The sequence below is a fragment of the Colwellia sp. NW0002-52-1 genome (assembly GCF_057550865.1).
This window is the reverse complement of record NZ_BAAJLU010000025.1, coordinates 1-17,155: the sequence shown is the minus strand read 5'-3', so window position 1 is coordinate 17,155 and position 17,155 is coordinate 1. Positions and strand designations below refer to the sequence as shown.

General features: G+C 35.6%; 17 protein-coding genes. 5 read left to right on the top strand and 12 right to left on the bottom strand.

The genetic code is table 11. From position 1 onward, the window contains the following. Nucleotides 1-47: 47 nt before the first annotated feature. Together nfsB and AC27H3_RS16840 are read right to left on the bottom strand one after the other, a co-directional pair. Complete coding sequence (nfsB, locus tag AC27H3_RS16845; RefSeq protein ID WP_487107917.1) at nt 48-716, bottom strand: oxygen-insensitive NAD(P)H nitroreductase; 669 nt, start codon at nt 714-716, stop codon at nt 48-50. Between the two features lie 63 nt (nt 717-779). Continuing rightward, entirely contained in the window at nt 780-1,787 is a 1,008-nt protein-coding gene (locus tag AC27H3_RS16840) for a zinc-binding alcohol dehydrogenase family protein (RefSeq protein ID WP_085302658.1), read from the bottom strand. Nucleotides 1,788-2,204: 417 nt separating this feature from the next. Here AC27H3_RS16840 and AC27H3_RS16835 point away from each other — a divergent pair, with 417 nt between their 5' ends. Both AC27H3_RS16835 and AC27H3_RS16830 read left to right on the top strand, forming a co-directional pair. After that, the gene (locus AC27H3_RS16835) at nt 2,205-3,338 is read left to right on the top strand and encodes an L-dopachrome tautomerase-related protein (RefSeq protein ID WP_085302660.1); all 1,134 of its coding nucleotides are present in this window, start codon (nt 2,205-2,207) and stop codon (nt 3,336-3,338) included. A 264-nt stretch (nt 3,339-3,602) separates the two neighbouring features. Then, nucleotides 3,603-4,484: a mechanosensitive ion channel family protein gene (locus tag AC27H3_RS16830; RefSeq protein WP_085302663.1), complete on the top strand. Its 882-nt coding sequence runs from the start codon at nt 3,603-3,605 to the stop codon at nt 4,482-4,484. 11 nt (nt 4,485-4,495) lie between these two features. On the opposite strand, the gene AC27H3_RS16825 is transcribed toward AC27H3_RS16830, so the two are convergent. Beyond that, complete coding sequence (locus tag AC27H3_RS16825; protein ID WP_085302886.1) at nt 4,496-4,675, bottom strand: DUF6435 family protein; 180 nt, start codon at nt 4,673-4,675, stop codon at nt 4,496-4,498. 371 nt (nt 4,676-5,046) lie between these two features. Between AC27H3_RS16825 and AC27H3_RS16820 the strand changes: the two genes are divergently transcribed. Beyond that, nucleotides 5,047-6,039, top strand: a complete 993-nt coding sequence (locus AC27H3_RS16820; protein ID WP_487107916.1) for an endonuclease/exonuclease/phosphatase family protein — start codon at nt 5,047-5,049, stop codon at nt 6,037-6,039. Nucleotides 6,040-6,241: 202 nt separating this feature from the next. Here AC27H3_RS16820 and AC27H3_RS16815 read toward each other — a convergent pair whose 3' ends face one another. The 4 genes from AC27H3_RS16815 to AC27H3_RS16800 all read right to left on the bottom strand — a co-directional run bounded on the left by AC27H3_RS16815 (nt 6,242) and on the right by AC27H3_RS16800 (nt 9,333). Beyond that, complete coding sequence (locus AC27H3_RS16815; RefSeq protein WP_487107915.1) at nt 6,242-6,709, bottom strand: outer membrane lipoprotein; 468 nt, start codon at nt 6,707-6,709, stop codon at nt 6,242-6,244. Between the two features lie 71 nt (nt 6,710-6,780). Then, nucleotides 6,781-7,383, bottom strand: a complete 603-nt coding sequence (gene lpoB / locus AC27H3_RS16810; protein WP_108456505.1) for a penicillin-binding protein activator LpoB — start codon at nt 7,381-7,383, stop codon at nt 6,781-6,783. An 18-nt stretch (nt 7,384-7,401) separates the two neighbouring features. Next, nucleotides 7,402-7,878, bottom strand: a complete 477-nt coding sequence (locus tag AC27H3_RS16805; RefSeq protein ID WP_487107914.1) for a YcfL family putative periplasmic lipoprotein — start codon at nt 7,876-7,878, stop codon at nt 7,402-7,404. A gap of 33 nt (nt 7,879-7,911) precedes the next feature. Then, nucleotides 7,912-9,333: a COG3014 family protein gene (locus AC27H3_RS16800; RefSeq protein WP_487107913.1), complete on the bottom strand. Its 1,422-nt coding sequence runs from the start codon at nt 9,331-9,333 to the stop codon at nt 7,912-7,914. A gap of 463 nt (nt 9,334-9,796) precedes the next feature. Between AC27H3_RS16800 and AC27H3_RS16795 the strand changes: the two genes are divergently transcribed. Further along, complete coding sequence (locus AC27H3_RS16795; protein ID WP_487107912.1) at nt 9,797-10,636, top strand: tetratricopeptide repeat protein; 840 nt, start codon at nt 9,797-9,799, stop codon at nt 10,634-10,636. Between the two features lie 330 nt (nt 10,637-10,966). Further along, the gene (locus tag AC27H3_RS16790; protein ID WP_487107911.1) at nt 10,967-11,746 is read left to right on the top strand and encodes a tetratricopeptide repeat protein; all 780 of its coding nucleotides are present in this window, start codon (nt 10,967-10,969) and stop codon (nt 11,744-11,746) included. Here the strand turns inward: AC27H3_RS16790 and AC27H3_RS16785 are convergent. The 5 genes from AC27H3_RS16785 to AC27H3_RS16765 form a co-directional block, all read right to left on the bottom strand. Next, nucleotides 11,733-13,757 carry a winged helix-turn-helix domain-containing protein gene (locus AC27H3_RS16785; protein ID WP_487107910.1) on the bottom strand — a complete coding sequence of 675 codons (2,025 nt, stop codon included), beginning with the start codon at nt 13,755-13,757 and terminating at the stop codon, nt 11,733-11,735. The genes AC27H3_RS16790 and AC27H3_RS16785 overlap by 14 nt on opposite strands. 269 nt (nt 13,758-14,026) lie before the next feature. After that, a complete protein-coding gene (locus AC27H3_RS16780; protein WP_487107909.1) occupies nt 14,027-14,803 on the bottom strand; it encodes an HvfC/BufC family peptide modification chaperone in 777 nt (258 codons plus the stop codon). A gap of 48 nt (nt 14,804-14,851) precedes the next feature. Continuing rightward, on the bottom strand, nt 14,852-15,718 hold the full coding sequence (gene bufB / locus AC27H3_RS16775; protein WP_487107927.1) for an MNIO family bufferin maturase: 867 nt from the start codon (nt 15,716-15,718) through the stop codon (nt 14,852-14,854). Nucleotides 15,719-15,737: 19 nt separating this feature from the next. Continuing rightward, nucleotides 15,738-16,199 carry a BufA2 family periplasmic bufferin-type metallophore gene (gene bufA2 / locus AC27H3_RS16770; RefSeq protein WP_487107908.1) on the bottom strand — a complete coding sequence of 154 codons (462 nt, stop codon included), beginning with the start codon at nt 16,197-16,199 and terminating at the stop codon, nt 15,738-15,740. Nucleotides 16,200-16,243: 44 nt separating this feature from the next. Continuing rightward, a complete protein-coding gene (locus tag AC27H3_RS16765; protein WP_487107907.1) occupies nt 16,244-16,846 on the bottom strand; it encodes an HvfX family Cu-binding RiPP maturation protein in 603 nt (200 codons plus the stop codon). Nucleotides 16,847-17,155: the final 309 nt, after the last annotated feature.

Genomic DNA, 17,155 nt, shown 5'->3' with positions numbered 1-17,155 from the left:
GAAAACATTAAGACCTAAAAAATAGATCTTAATGTTAAGCAGACTATTTATACTTCAGTTAAAATAGTTTCATAAGGTAATCGAGATTTAGGTAACGCCGCATTAAAGTCATTTTTTGCATCGCTATAACCAAGCGTTACAATAAATAAGCTTGAAAACCCCTTTTCTGTTAAGCCAAATTCTTTATCGAGTACACTGGTATCAATTCCTTCCATAGGTGTAGCGTCAATTCCTAGTGCAGAAACACCAAGTAAAAACTGTCCTAAATTTAGGTAAACTTGTTTATCCATCCAGTGTTTTACATCATTAAGCTGACCTTTATGCAAATCAATAAACATTTTTCGCCCTGCATCCATACCCGCACGAAATGTTTCAGGGTCACCGGCAAAACGACCATCTGCTTCTTCTTGAGCTAATAGTGCTTTTAAATGCTCTTCATCAGCTTCTAAACGACTCGCAAATACAATGACATGTGAAGCATTATGAATTGAAGGACTGTTAAACGGATAAAGTTCATCGGTAGATTTTGCTACTCTACTTTTGCCTTCTTCTGTTGATGCCATAACAAAATGCCAAGGCTGAAGGTTAACGCTTGATGGACTAAATCTTAGTAAAGCTTTAACTTTATCAATATCTTCAGCTGATATTTTTTTGCTTGCGTCATAAGCTTTAACGGTTTTTCGTTTTTGACTGTAATAGGTAATGTCGTTATTCATTCTAAACCTCAGTAAATTTATATTTTGAGAAACTTTCGGTTAAAAAAGTTAACTAAAGTGTCATTAAAAACCCGCTAAAACAATTTTTCCTTTCGCTTTGCCTGACTCTAAAAATTGATGCGCTTTCCGTAAATTTTCAGCGTTAATAGTGCCAAAGTTTTCGCCTAACGTAGTTTTGATTTTTCCAGCGTCAATCAAGTTAGCTACTTCATTAAGTAAATCATGCTGTGCTTGCATATCAGGTGTTTGAAACAATGAACGTGTAAACATAAGCTCCCAATGTACAGAGATGGCTTTGGCTTTAAATGGCATAATATCGAGCACCTCAGGATCATCAATCAAACCAAATTTACCTTGAGGTTTAATAACTTTTTCTATTTCCACAAGGTGTGAATCCGTATTGTTTAAACTAACGACATAATCAACTTGCGCTAAGTTTTGTTCGCTAAACTCATCACTTAATTTGTTACGGTGGTTAACGATATGGTCTGCACCTAAGTCTTGTAACCAAGCAATAGTTTCAGGGCGAGAAGCCGATGCAATAATAGTTAAATCTGTTAATTGCTTAAGTAATTGCACCATGATTGAGCCAACACCACCGGCAGCACCAATAACTAAAATACTTTTAGCGCTGTCGTTTTTAGATACTTCTAAGCGATCAAACAACATTTCCCAAGCAGTTAGCGTTGTTAAAGGTAACGCTGCTGCATCACTAAAAGATAATGATTTAGGCATTGCGCCCACTATACGTTCATCAACTAATTGCATTTCTGCATTACTGCCGGAACGAGTTAGGTCACCGGCATACCAAACTTTATCGCCAGGTTGAAATAATGTCACTTTATCGCCTACGGCTTTTACAATGCCAGTAGCATCCCAACCAATGACTTTCCATTCATCTTCTGGAGCTGGAGTGCTAGCTCTAATTTTATAATCTACCGGGTTAACAGAAATGGCTTTTACTTCAACTAAAATGTCGTGCCCTGTTGCAACGGGTTGTGTAAGTTCAATATCTTGTAATGAGTTTTTATCTTCAATAGGTAAGTTTTTTTGGTATGCAATAGCTTTCATGTTGTTCTCTCGTGGTTCGTTTTAATGCGGTTATTATGACGGTCTGATTTATAAAATAAATGGTCAAAAAATCAAATTATTATGGACAATATATTCCACAATAAAAGTAAAGCTTTCAATCTGCTTTACTTAGTCATGCTTTAGTTAGGTATGCTTTTAAGTAAGTTATATACTCAAACACTATTTAATAAGACCTTCATAAGGTCTGTGGCTACAATATTCAAAACGATATATATGCTCAATTTCACCTCTCCAATCACACTTACCGGGCGACTCTAACTAAATGTGGCGTTAATTAATTTTACAGTTCTTTCAATTATGGAATAAAAACTCCACAGCATTTGGACTATTCCACTCTTTTTTAAGCTCGGTAAATTAATCATAATTCTCATCATTAATTTTAAGAGGATTTATAAAATGAAAATATTAAAAACAGGTTTAGGATTTTTACTGAGCTTTAGTCTATTAAGTAGTAGCCTAGTTGCTAAAGAGCTTGTTAAAAATGAACCTTACCTTGAGCTAGAGCAGGCCGCAGCAGGTATTGCATATACTTCAGACAAGCGCCTTTTTATAACTTACCATCCTTTTTATAATCCAAAAATTAAAGTAGCAGAGCGCTTAAATAATGGTGATATTGTTCCGTTTCCAAGTGCTGAGATGCAAACAGCTTATAAAGCAGATGGTAGTTTAAAAAATCCAGGTGATTACTTAAATTGGGTATTAAGTAGCCGAACTGATGGTAAAGGTACACTGTGGATTTTAGACTCTGGCCAAGCAGAGCCTAGAATTACACCTAAACTTGTTGCTTGGGATTTAAAGAAAAATCAGCTTAAAAAAGTTATTTATTTACCAGAAGGGGTTACCTTAAAAGAATCACAACATAACGATTTTGCCATTTCAACTAAGCATAATCTCATTGTTATTTCTGATGAAGGAATAGCAGCAGGTCCTATTGGCGATAAAGCGGCACTTGTTGTAATTAATACCGAAACAGGCTTAAGTCGTCGTGTTTTACAAGGAAACCACAGTGTAATGCCAAATATGAAAATGCCAATGTTAATGGATAAAAACACTCCGTTTGAAAAATCAGTTGATTTATTTATTGGCGTTGACGGCATCGCATTAGACAAACAGCAGCAATGGTTATATTTTACCACCGTAAACCACACTAAGGTCTACAGAATTAATATCGCCGAATTGGCTGACTTTTCACAAAACAGTGTAACGCTTGCGGCCAAAGTCGAAGAATATGCCGATAAGCCGATGAACGGTGGTTTAACCATTGATTCAGCAGGTAATCTTTATTTATGTGAAATAGGCACGCGCACTATTGGTGTAATTCCTGCTGATACACGACAATATAAAGAGTTTACATCAAATGAAAATATGGTGTGGCCTGACGGTTTAAATGCAGGCCCTGATGGATTTTTATATACCTCGGCAGCACAAGTTTCGTTATCCCCTGCTTTTAATAACGGCAAAGCACTTAATAAACCACCTTATATAATTTACCGCTTCGAGCCCTTAGCCAAGCCATTAATGGGTCGATAATTCAGTACTTCCCTTTTACTAAACTTTACTTGGTAGCAAAACATAGCTTTATTTAAAACAGTCTGCATAATAATGTAGGCTGTATTAAATTATATTAAAGATTATGACGCTCATCTGACTAAATCTATAATGCTTATTTGTCATGCATTCAATTTTTTAAAATTACCTAACCCTTGATCTAGAAGGCGAAGTTGATTAGTTTTATAAAGATACTTTTCAGCGCTTCATAAATCAGTCAGCCTTTAATAGGTAAAGGGAAGTAAAATGGAACCACTTAATATTTTAGTCACTCAACTTCGCGAAATAGCGCGAGGTGCGATTGAAGTAATGCCACAACTATTAATAGCTTTAGTTATAGTATTGATAACGTACGCGTTTGCCAAATTAGCCAGAAGCATTGCAAAGCGTATACTACAAAAAACCAAACTTCGTAAAAGCCTGATTAATCTATTAATACTTTTCTCCTCTATTACTATTTGGATTATTGGTTTGATGATTGCGGCCATTATTGCTTTTCCTGACTTAACTCCAACTAAAATGCTGGCGGGTTTAGGTATTGGATCGGTTGCCATTGGTTTTGCTTTTAAAGATATTTTTGAAAACTTTTTAGCCGGTATTATTATCTTGCTGCGTAAGGAAATGCGCATAAATGATTTTATCGCCTGTGAAGGCTATGAAGGAACTGTTGAATCTATACTGGTGCGTGAAACACATATTCGTCAACCTGATGGTGAATTGGTGATACTGCCAAATAGTATGCTTTTTAAAAATCCATTAACCATCAGAACGGATATCGCCCAAAGAAGAACCACCATTATTTGTGGCGTTGCTTACGGTGAAAATGTAGATGAAGCAAGGTCAGTCATTAAACAAGCGGTAACAGACTGTAAAACTGTGATCACTGATTCTCGACCGGTACAAATATTCGCCAATGAATTCGCAGATTCTTCAATAAATTTTGAAGTGACTTGGTGGACAGGTTCGAAGCCAATAAACATTAGAGAATCAAGAGACGAAGTAATAGCAGCAGTCAAATCAGCCTTAGATAAGTCAGGTATTGAAATACCATTTCCTTACCGAACGCTAACCTTTAATCAGCCGCTTCAAGTTAAGACAGATCTTAATAATAATGAGACGGATGATTAGTTAAAGTACATTCAAGAGTTGTTCTTAGCTTCTAGCAACTTTATTTGTGCAGCTATTTCTTCAGCTTCAGCGGTGATCATTGAATAACCTTTAATATTACCGTTTCTTTGTGCATGCATTGCAAGTGCTAACTTGGCTTCGTAGCGCTTATTTAATTTTTTTAAAGGATCTGACTTAAATATTGAAAACATAATAAATGACCAATAAGTTAACTTATGAAGGTTATACGGTGTAAATGGCATTTAAGATTTTATTTCAACACAAATTTTTATAAAAATCTTTATCTATAAACTAACTGTAAATATATTTAGTTTATATACTTGTATCAATCAAAGTAAAAATTCGATTACTTTACAGTTTTCAATAAAATACTTTAATTGAGAAAATAGCATCATTATTTAATGCTATCGGTATACAAATTATTCAGGGTTATCGGTATAGTATAAAGCTAACTATTTAATACAAAAAATATATGTTACTCATACTTAGTCTTTGCACATTTATTATTCTTATTTTTACTTTGCTGCCATTATCACGACATCCACATTGGATTATCAGGGGCATGGATTTTCCACGTTTACAGTTTATGTTATTTGCCGCTGCGCTGGTAATTGCACAGTTACTTTTATTAGATAGAGCAGCAATAAGTACTCAGGCATTAATTCTTGCTACTTCAGCTTGTTTACTGTGGCAATTATGGTGGATATTGCCATTTACGCCGTTGTGGCGCAAAGAGGTTAAATCTTCAAATGATTATGCTGCTGAAAAGCAACTAAGCATACTCACCTCGAATGTATTCACCCCAAACCGTAACGCTAAAGCTTTAATTAACTTGGTAAATCATTACAAACCAGATGTTTTAGTTACCTTAGAATCCGATCAGTGGTGGCAAGATCAGCTCGAAGCAATAGAAACTGACATGCCTTTTAGCGTTAAATGCCCACTCGATAACTTGTACGGCATGCATGTTTATTCTCGACTTCCATTAGATGAACAAGAAATATCTTACTTGGTTGAGCAAGACGTGCCTTCGATACATGTTTGCTTAACACTTCGAACTGGCGATAAAATGCGCGCTCATTTTCTTCACCCTGCTCCACCTAGTCCAACAGAAAATCCAGAATCATCAGAGCGTGATGCAGAATTAGTCATGGTTGCTAAAAGTGTTGCTGACAGTAATCAACCCGTGATTGTTACCGGAGACCTTAACGACGTTGCTTGGTCTGCAACAACGCGATTGTTTCGTAAAATTAGTGGCTTGTTAGATCCCCGCGTTGGTCGTGGTGCTTTTAACACTTTTCATGTCGGTTACCCTATTGCGCGTTGGCCGTTAGACCATTTATTTCACAGCTCACATTTTACGTTACGTGATATTAAGCGTTTACCGTCTATTGACTCTGATCACTTTCCTTTGTTAACTCGGTTGGTTTTTGCATCACCCAATGGTAATAATCAGCAAGGCATTAAACCTGAAGCTGAAGAAAAAGCTTGGTCAGAAAAAATCACTAATAACCAACAAGTAAGTAAAAGTGATGTTCCAACGCCGGCTGAATAGCAAAAATAAGACAGTGTAGATATTAGTGTCTCAACTGACAGGGTTTAACAAAAATGTAGTGATAGCGGGTTAATTATTTACCGGTTAATTTTTAATGGGAAAATGAAAAATCAGAAGAGATAAATCAAATTAGTATGATAAAAAAAGCTTAGTATTTCGACTAAGCTTTTTATTTTTAGCATATTATTTTCACTCTAGATACTTACATTTGCTTATCAATACGTACTGTACCGTTGGCAAGATAAACCATTCTTATCTCATCATCTCGCTGAAATAACATACGGTGGTCTAAGTCTTGAATCACCATATATTCATCTCCGTTATCAACTTTTATCATTAATTCAACCAGTAATAAGGTCTTTTCATGATATTCAGGATTATTTTCATGAGCTAGAGAGCCACCAATAATCGCACCTAGTATCGTTGCAACTCCTCGGCCACTTCCGCTGCCAAATTGATTACCAATAGCGCCACCAATTAATGCTCCACCAAAGGTTTTCCAACCAGAATTTTTGTCCTGTATTAATTCACGCTCAGTAATGTTACGCACGGATAATACTTGCCCAAATAGCACTTTTTCAACCGGTACTGCTTTATTGCGCTCATAATCAGCATTCGCCATTGGAATTAATGCCAACCAACAAATTATCGTTATATAGATTGCTTTCATTTCGCTCACCTTTTTACTTGAAAAATTGTATTTGAAAAGTAGCTTCGCTAAAGCTACTTAAATTATACCATTTACCAACCTACTGACTCTTTCGCTTTCGTTTTACGTATTTCGGTCTCATCTGCCCATTCAACTAAACCACTTTCAAGGTCCATTAAACGTAAGGTAAATTTATAGTAAACATCTGTTTTATCTTGATTACTTTTTACAATGCTCGATAAGTTACCGTATAACATATATTGAGCGCCAATTTGACGACCAAACTGTGTCGCTTTACTTGGATCAACCATACCGCCATCGTGTTGAAATTTAAGTTGCTCGCGTGCTGCCTCTACTCGTCCCATATCAACAAAGCGAAACTTACCTGAACGTAAAAGCTTTGTCGAAATAGAGTCAGTAATTGACTCAGTATCGATATGCTCACTGGTTTTATTCTTTAAGCGTTCTACAAACATTACCGGACGTGTATTTTGCGTTAATGTGCCAACAACCGGCGATAACAATAACGAATCGGTCATTTGGGCCGCAACTTTTTGTAAATCTGTTGAACCAAAATTAATATCGGTTGTTTCTACTGCGGTAGCATCACCATAGCGAACAACGGATTTATTAGCACAACCCGCTGCAAATACAAGGGTCAAGCCGAGAGTGGTTACTAGTGCTAATTTATTCATAATACTATTCCTTAACAATTAATATTCGTATGCTTTTTCGGGGATTTCGCGAACATAAACACTAAAAGTGCTGACCTTAGTATTCGGGGCTAATCCTCGTAACGTTGTAGATTGTTTACCATGTAATTCCACTGGAACCCAAGGTGTTTTTCCAGCTTCAATAACAAAGCCTGCTTCGTCAAACCAGTTGAAATGATATTGTAATTTCTGTGACTTCTCATAACGACTAGTTAACGTTAAGTTTATTTCTAGTAAGTCATTTGATTTGCGTGATTTTACATCGCTGATAAATAACCGCTTTGCTAAATCGGCATTATGTACTTCAAGATGCTTACTAAAGTCATCGCCTTGTGTCATTGCACTAGTACCAGTACCTGCAGTTACTGGCAGTTTTTTATTGGCACAGCCTGATATAACCATAGTGCTGAGCAATATCATCGCTAAACTGCTGGTAACTTTTTTACTCGTACTTGTAGTAATCTTGCTGTTAAACATATTACCTCCTAAATCATGTCTCATTGAAACAAATTATAAATTAACGCTGTGGTAGTCAATATGACGACCAATAGCTGAAATACTAATTAAGCTAATTCTATTGGGTTGAACATCAACCTCAATTGATTTTTGTTGTCCATCAAGCTGTATGTTCAATACCTGTTTACCAGAAGCAGTATCGAAACGAATGATATCAACTTGATCAGGCAAAGTACTCCAACTACGCGTGTCTGCTTTTTCCGAAGCAATATTATATATGCTCGCTAAAATGTTACCTACATCACCTGCTTCGCGACTAAGTTTTTGACGCACTTGCTCTTTGGCAACTACGCGCACGACTTGTCGGGTTAACAGTGACGGCAAGTGATCTTTTAAATCTTTCGCTGCGAGTGACTGAATACGTACAATTTCATTACTTTGAAACGTTTGCCCTGCATTCTGCAGTGTCAATTGATTGTGCTGTATTAAAGCACCTTCATATACTGGTAAAGAAAAGCTAAAAAACTTCAAGCCGTTATTGCTTCGACCTACTGGCAAGTTTAAACCAACATCTTGTTTGCTGTTCACTATGTCTCGTTCAACAATGACAACAACGCTACCTTGCCCTGGTAATGTTTTTTCTTGATACTTGCCAAAACGTTGTTGAAAAGCGATTAAATCGTCTTGCATACCCAGTTTACTGGCTAACCTTAAAACATCTTGTTGCAAGTAGTGATTATCAGGATAAATTTCTATCGCGCGCTTAAAGTCGATATAGGCATCATTTAATTCACCACTGGCCTCATACAAAATCCCAGAAAGATAAAAAGTAAAAGCATTTTGAAAGCCATTTTTTACTTTACCAATAGCTCTGTTCATATTGGGGTAGCCACCTTGCAAGCTGTCGGTGCTCATACCTGAATTATTTAGCTCATTTTGGGCTTTATATATTTCTTCTTTATAAACATTAAGCGCCGTTTCTTGTACTAAATTTGCACGACGTATTTCAACTAACGCGCCAGAAAAATCATGCTGATATAAATAATTTAACGCTTGGTAACTATGTAACATGCCCTGTTCGTAATAAGGTACTTCATATGAGGTAGCATTGTCATTACTGACCACTGCGCCTAATTTCTCGATACCTTTACTGACTTGAATTTTTGCTTTGTTACGTTGTGCTTCTATCTCAGTATATGCTTGGGCAAATGTTTGCTGGCTGGCAGACCAATTATGCGCTAAAAACTCTAATCGCCCTCTTTCGAGTAAACTTAATATATAGGTATTATTACTTTGGTCGCGCTCTTTTAGTTGGCTTATTGCTTTTACGAAGTCGCCTTGAAGCATTGCCGCTTTCGCGGGTTTCATTTGGCTATTGTAGCCCTGAAAAAGATCGGTCAGCTGAAAGGTTGAGCAACCAGGTAACACAGCAAACAACACGATTACTAGAATACGTTTAGCAAGTGATTTGATCATTTGAATGAATTTATTTCCATAATATAATTTTCATTACTTCTATTCAGCTTATTATGCATCAATTGCCCCTTCATTATTAACTACTTTGTTACACAAGTTGTCGCACAAGAAAGTAGTCTTATTTTTCGTCAGTAGCAATAGTTACTTTGTTTATAAAGTGTAAAGCGTATAAAACAGAGACTTAACTCATCGATATTTTTATTATTTAATACCATTTCCTTATAAAACAGACTATTAACTTACCGATTAAAAATAAAAATAAAGCCATTAATTACAATGAACTAAATGTTATATAAGAAAATATTAACTTTTATTATTTCAATCTAACCAGTAATTTTGTAAAGGTTAAAATGTGTTCAACAAAAGCTATGCCGAGCACCATTACCTTTTAGTGTTCAATCTGTCTATTTAAAAAAACACTATTAATAATAATTACAAACTACTCTCCAAAGGAATTAATAAAATGAAAAGTATAATATTTGGCAGCGTATTTATTTTAATATGCTTTACTACCTCATCATACGCTAATATTGAAATATCAAAAAACCAATCAAGTTCTTTGATGAAGTATTGCCAGCTCGATGAATGTAAAAGCTATTTCAAACTGTATAAAAAGGCAGCTAAACGAGGGCACGCTGGTGCCATGGCTATTTTAGGACAATTTTATTATAACGGCTATGGAACAGAGCCAAATGAAAATAAAGCCATTAAGTTTCTTAAGCGTGCAGCTAGGTATGCAGATACAAGTGCCCAATATAAATTAGGTTTAATTTATTTAACCAGTAAAACAAATTATGACCTTGACGATGCGATTAAATATTTAGAGAAAGCAGCGAATAAAGATGATGAAAATGCCAACCTTTTACTCGGCACCATTTATTACAACAATCAATTCGCCCCTCAAAACTTAGCCTTAGCAGATAAATACTTAAGTAAATCATATCAACAGCGACATCCTCAAATTCCTACCGTTGTTAAAAACATTAAAGCAAAAGTTTCCTTAGATAACATAAATTTTCCTTTACTGTATCAAGAGCTAACTAAAACTCCACTTATAGTAAAGAATAACGGTGTTATTGAATGGCCTGAAGAAGAAATTGAAGTGGTAACGATTACATCCCCCCCTTTAACACAGCTTTTAACAGAAAATTTAGTCGCTTATCGCAGAGCTGTTACTAGTACAGGCTCTAGACTTCCAGGAAAATCATGTGGAGAAATCATAGGATGTGATCAATCACTGGGTAGAGACCTAAGTGGTTTTTCAGCTGGATTGCTAAATGTCATTGATATAACTGGTAAATAGGTAATAATATAGAAATATAAATATAATCCGCTAAGTATTTTATCTTTAGCAGATTATATTTATGTCATTGGGAGTAAACTCTATTATTAAATCACGTTTAATATATTGGCATTCAATATTTACTAAATGGTATGGTTATTTGATACATTAGAGCTTAATGCATTAGATTATATGTGCTATAACAATACTTTAACGCGATTTACTCACTTTTCGTGTATGTATACACATAATCAGCAATCCGGTTCTCTTGTGAGTATTCAGATAGCAAAAAAGCATACAGATATGTATCCTAGCCCCCAATCATAGTGAGTTATTTAAAAGTGAATGTTAATGAGTAGAGCAATTCAATTATTATTTTTAGCCATCACACTTTCTATGGTGAGTGGCGCGGCTAATGCTATGCAACTTACAGCCTGCAATACCACAGAGTGTGTCGATTATTTTAATAAATTTAAAGCGGGTGCTCAACGAGGTCATATTAGTGCACTAACAACCTTAGGTGAGTTTTATTATCATGGTTTTGGTACAAATGTTGATAAAGATAAGGGTTTTCTACACCTCAAAAAAGCGGCTCGACATGGCAATGTAAGAGCCTTGTATAAAACCGGTTTAATATATTTAAGTAATGAAAAGCACAAAAGCTTAGAAAAAGGTGCTATCAATCTAGAAAAGTCAGCTAAAAAAGGTTTTCTCAACTCTACTTTTTTACTTGGGATCGTATATTTAAATAGTGATTTTGGACTATATAATCAAGAAAAAGCAGATAAATATTTAGCCAAATCTTACCAAGCTCAACATCCAGACTTACCAAAAGTTATTGATTTAATAGAAGAGAAAGAAGAACTAACACTAAATACATTTCCGTTTTTATTAAAAGCTATAGCGAAAAACCCTGTCACAAAAAACAAAGATAATCAGCGTATATGGCCAGTAAATGACATGGAAGTGATCACAATACAGTCGCCATCAATACAAGCCATTTTAAACCAACAAATTATTGCTATTCGTCGCCCTGTAATATCTTTAGGCTCGCGTATTCCAAGTTATTCCTGTAAAGCCTGCTACAGCACTTGGGGTGTTGATGGTTTAAAAGATTTTACTTTTCTTTAAGTAAACGTTTTTTAGATATTTTTATAATTCTATTTGCTCTTGGAACGTCTTGAATATTTAAACAAGAGCTATCTCCCCAGACCTCAGGTTCACTGCATTGAGTATTTTCAAATGATTGAATGGCTTGTTGTTGCAAATTATATTTAATTATTTGGCTTTCGTTTAGCAGATAGAGTTCATCATTTTTTATATACCACTGTTCAGATGTTAAACTTTCAAGCGGCGTTTCAAAGAAGTTATCTTTTTCATTCATATTTACTCGCCAAATTCCAGACTGAAAGTACTTAATGTAATAAAAGTTGTCTGCATCTTTCACCAGTTTATAGCCGTCTTTAATATAAAGTTTTTCAACTTGTGTTAACAAATCATATTGATAAATATCCGTGCCGTCAGGCCGAATTTTCGTATAAAAAAGTAAACCTTCATATATCACTGGGTCTTGAGCATTTGGGATAGATATTAGTACGTTATATTGGCCATTATCCTCTTTACTTAATACTAAAACACCAAATTGTGTTGTTATAGCAATACGATTTAATAAGCCATCAACGTCAAACGAGCTTATATTATAGGAACGATCTAAAACGGTTAATTGTTTTGCTTCGCCATGGTCAATACTGGCTAGCCAAAGTTGGTTTATGCCAGATTGGTTTGAAACAAATATATATTTATTATCATTAACTTGTTTAGGCAAAGTAATACTAGCAGCATTGAAGTAGCTTATATCTTTTACCTTATGAGTAAGAAAATTAACCAGTGATAAATGAGTTGAGGCGTATAAACCTTCTAATAGAAAAGTATTATTTTCATGTGACAACGGGCTATAAACTTGGGCCGTAAAAATAGCACTCAATGACTCTACTTGATTTCTATTGAAATAACTCACGCTAACACCACCAAATTCATTGATGTATGTTATTTTTTCATTCGTTAGTGCTACCGTATAAAGAATACTTTTGATTTCTTTATGCCAAATTTCATTTTTTAAATCATCTATATCGTAGAGTTTGATTATTGTAGTAAACCAATTAGCGGTGCTCAACGTCACTAAATATTTTCTATCAGGGCTAGTTTGAATAAAGTAAATTTCACTGTCATCATTTTGGTTATGTTCAATAACGCTTTTATTGCCTGAAGTAACATCTAATTGGTGAAGCAATGATCTGCCATTAATCGGCGACACCTCTGCAACTAAAACAGTGGTTTTGTTGAGTACTGCCATGGATTGGCCTGCACTACTTATATTACATTTTGCTATATTAATTGCTTGAGATAACTGCCCTGTAGAGAGTAATGACAGTTTATTTATCGCGCATTCATTTGCTGATTGATGCTGATATACCAATGTATTATCGTCAAGCCAAATTGGATAAGTCGTATTTACTTCGTCAACTTTGTGATCCACAACGTTGTTAGTACGTAAATTTTTAACGCGTAAAAACCAATATTCTTCACCTAAATTTCTTGCCGAATAGGCCAAATGACTACCACTTTGATTAATACTTAACTCTTGTTTTTGGGTGTCAGGATCTACAATAATTTCTGTTTGATAAATAAATCGCTCATTGGGATAACTGTCTAACGATAGGTACCAAATTGTCGAGAGAATAATGATTAAGCTGGTGATGATCAGTAGCGGCAATACCGACATGCTACGTTTGATTTTTTCGCTTGCTATTTGCGTGTTAGTAACAGGAGAGTTTAGCCCTATATAGAGATAACCTTGACGATTAAGCGTTTTAATAAATGTGGAATTTTTAGACGAGTCACCTAGTTTTTTACGCAATATAGACATTACGCGAGCAAGGGAATGGTCCATAACAACGCGCGATGGCCAAAGCGCAAGTAGTTCCTCTTTAGTCACAACAATTTCTTTGTGCTCAACGAGGTATTTTAAAACTTGAAATTCTAGGTTATCAAGCGAGACTGTTTTTTGAGTATTATCGTCAATAATTAAAGCGGTATTCAAGCAATCTAAAACTACATCTTTTGACAGTCTAATTTTATCCATAACTCACCAGACAGCCACTCCTTATAGTAGTAATAAATTACTGTTTTCATAATATTACCGTAATTTACTAAATAATACTAAAGGTATATGAAAGAGGAGTTTATGCGTAGTATCACTGACTTAAGATGATAAAGAAGTAGCAACGAAAACTAGCTTACGAGGTTTGCTTACACAAGAATAAGAAGCTTAGTTATTGGTATATCTGATAGTTTATTAACTAATGGACTAAATTGGTGTGGTTTATAAAGCATTGCCATATAAAAAAGTAATTAGCGGCTAGCTAGTACACCCTCATCTATCCAAGTGAGTAAAAAATTTAATGCTAATTGGCTTACATCTTCACTAGAGCTTTGCAAAAGAAGTCCATCACACAGACTTGCGAAGTCATGACCATTTAGCATCATGTCAATCAAGCAGTACTCTTGCTCAGTTATAGATCTAAATTGAGTTAAACGTTCTTTATTACGCCAGAGTAACCAAGTGTTAGCCTTTTGCATGGCAGGCTCTGGTGCTTGCTCTTGTTTCAAGGCTTGCCAAGTTTCAACGGTATTAAAATTAAAATGAGCTATTTGTACACTGGGATGAAAACGAAATATTAAATTCGGCCATTCGTTATGAGGAATGTTTAATAGCTGCTCGCGGGTAAAACGTTCGGTATCTTTAGCATCAAATGCTACCATCAATAAACGTTCGAAATGCGCTAATTCGCTGATCAATGGGTAATCTTGAAAGGGAATATTATCAGCAAGGTATTTAGGTAATGCATCGGCAAAGTATCGTAAGGAAGTTTTGTTAGATGGAAAAGCCTTAATATAGCCATCGACCATTTGATCGAATAAATTATCTCCCAAATACATGCCCAATATTTGATGATCATTTTCAATGGTTTCTTTTAAGCGCATTTGGTAAGCATTTTTATAAATGTGCAATCGAATGTCTCTGCTTATGCCGCCATGCTCAACAACATGTTGAGCAATTGCAGGTTTGTCGTCAGTTAAGTAATTCATCATTTGCTGTTGCAGCAGCTTCAGGGAAATGTCAGTCACATTAATTTACTCTTTGCATGTAATTAACAACTAAATTATAAAGAGGCATTATTTTAAAGGGCCTAATGTTTCTATAGCAATATTTCGCGCAGTTTCTACTTCTGCCAATAATTCTGATAATGGCGGAATATTATCGTCACGCTCGATCATGGTACTTATCCAGCCAAAACGTTTCAGTGCTTGTTGATAGAGTTGCCACACTGAACTTGCTACAGGATGGTCGTGAGTATCAATAACATATTCGCCATAATCACTATGACCTGCAAGGTGAAATTGCTTCACTTTATTTTTAGCTATGCCATTGAGGTAATCTTGCGGATTAAAATCATGATTTCGCGCGCTAACATAAACATTATTAATATCGAGTAATATTTCACAGCCAGAGCGCCGAGCAACTTCATTGAAAAAATGCCACTCTGTCATTTCTGAATTTTTGTAAGTTAAGTAACTAGATACATTTTCTAGTAATATCGGGCGACCGAGAAACTCTTGCACTTGCTCAACACGTTGACAAACATGGTTTAATGCTTCGTCGTTATAGGGAAGTGGTAATAAGTCGTGACTATTTTTTTCATGAGCACCAGTCCAGCATAAATGGTCAGATATCCACTCTGGTTGTAACTCATTAGTTAATACTTTGAGTTTGCGTAGATAGTCAAAGTTAAGCGGGTCAGTAGAGCCTATCGACAAAGATACCCCGTGCATTACCATAGGGTAAAGCTCACGAATGCTATGTAAATAGTGCTTTGGTTTTCCACCGTCAACCATAAAATTTTCTGAGACAACTTCAAACCAATCTATAGCAGGCTTTTCGTTTAATACATCTTGAAAATGCTCGGTTCTGAGCCCTAAACCAAAGCCAAGAAAATGCTCAGGAACTTCTACAGTTGATAAGGAGAGCGCTTGCTCTCCTATTTCAACACCTACAGGTAGCTTATTCGCCAACCGTGCCTCCAACGTCTTCACATGCTTGTGCAGCTAGCGCAACAAAGCCCTGACCTTTACATGCTGCTTGACCTTTACAGGCATTTTCTGCAGTTTTACAGTCGTTATGTCCTTTACAAACATTAACATCGTAACAGTGGGTTAATTCAGCCGTATTGACTTTACCTCGCCAATCATCTTTGACAGTGCCGCCAATATCAGCACAGGTTTTTTCAGCCATAGCAACAAAGCCATGTCCTTTACATACCGCTTGGCCTTTACAGGCATTCTCAGCGGTTTTACAGTCGTTATGGCCGTTACATTTATTTACGCCGTAACAATGTGCCATTTCAGCAGTATTGCCTTTGGTTGCTGTTTTGTTATTTGGCTCAGCTGATACTGCTGAAGCGCCCATTAAACCTGCAACAGCAAGTGCAACTGCTGCGCCTTGAAATTTAGTTTTAGTATTCATTTTATGCTCCGTTTAGGATGTTGTATTAATATCTATAGAATTATTTATGCGTTAGGCAGTACTTTTCGTTTTAACCAGTAGTCAAGGCTGACATAGCGGCCACCACCGATAAAAAATAGTGCCAATAGCATAATGAAATATGTTGCAGCAAACTCAATACCGTTATTTAAAATCGTGATATTTCCGCTACTAGTAAGCCATTCGTAATTGCCATGCTCTTGTAAGATAGAAATAATCATCTCTTTCTTTTCAACAGTGGCCTCTACGCGTTCATTTGCAAACGGTGCGTTAGCATCGGCAATAGCTTGCCAACCATATTGTCCGTGTACAGATGTCATCGCTATGATCATGGTAAACATCATAGGAACAGCCATTAAACGCACGCCTAAACCTAACAACAACGCAATAGCACCAATAACTTCAGCACCTATCGCTAAAATCGCCAGAATAAACGGAAAGGGTAAACCTAGCCCCCAATCATCATTACCAAACCATTGCACAATATTGTCAAAACCCTCTATTTTATGAGTACCCGCCATCCAAAAAATAGGCACTAAATATAAACGCATTAACAGGGGAGCAATAAAATCTAACTTTTTAGTCGAGTTTAATATCCCGTAGCCCTTTTCCAATATTGCTTTTACCATATTATTTTCCTATTCACTTTAATGTGTTGTGTAATGTTTTAGTCTAGCTCAAATTTTATTGTCCAATAATTAGCGCAAATCAAACTTTTAAAACTATGCCTTACTGATGAATTTGACCTTGCAAGTTACTTTACAATTTCATTATTTTTTTTACTTTAGCTTAGCGAAAAGAAATACATTATTTTTTGAAATAAAAAGTACATTAGACGGTTCGGTAATAAAAAAGCGATAAATCAACTGGGTTAACATTTCTTATTTAGCTTGTAAAAAAATGTAAGCAACTGAAACTAAGTGTAAAAATATTATTTG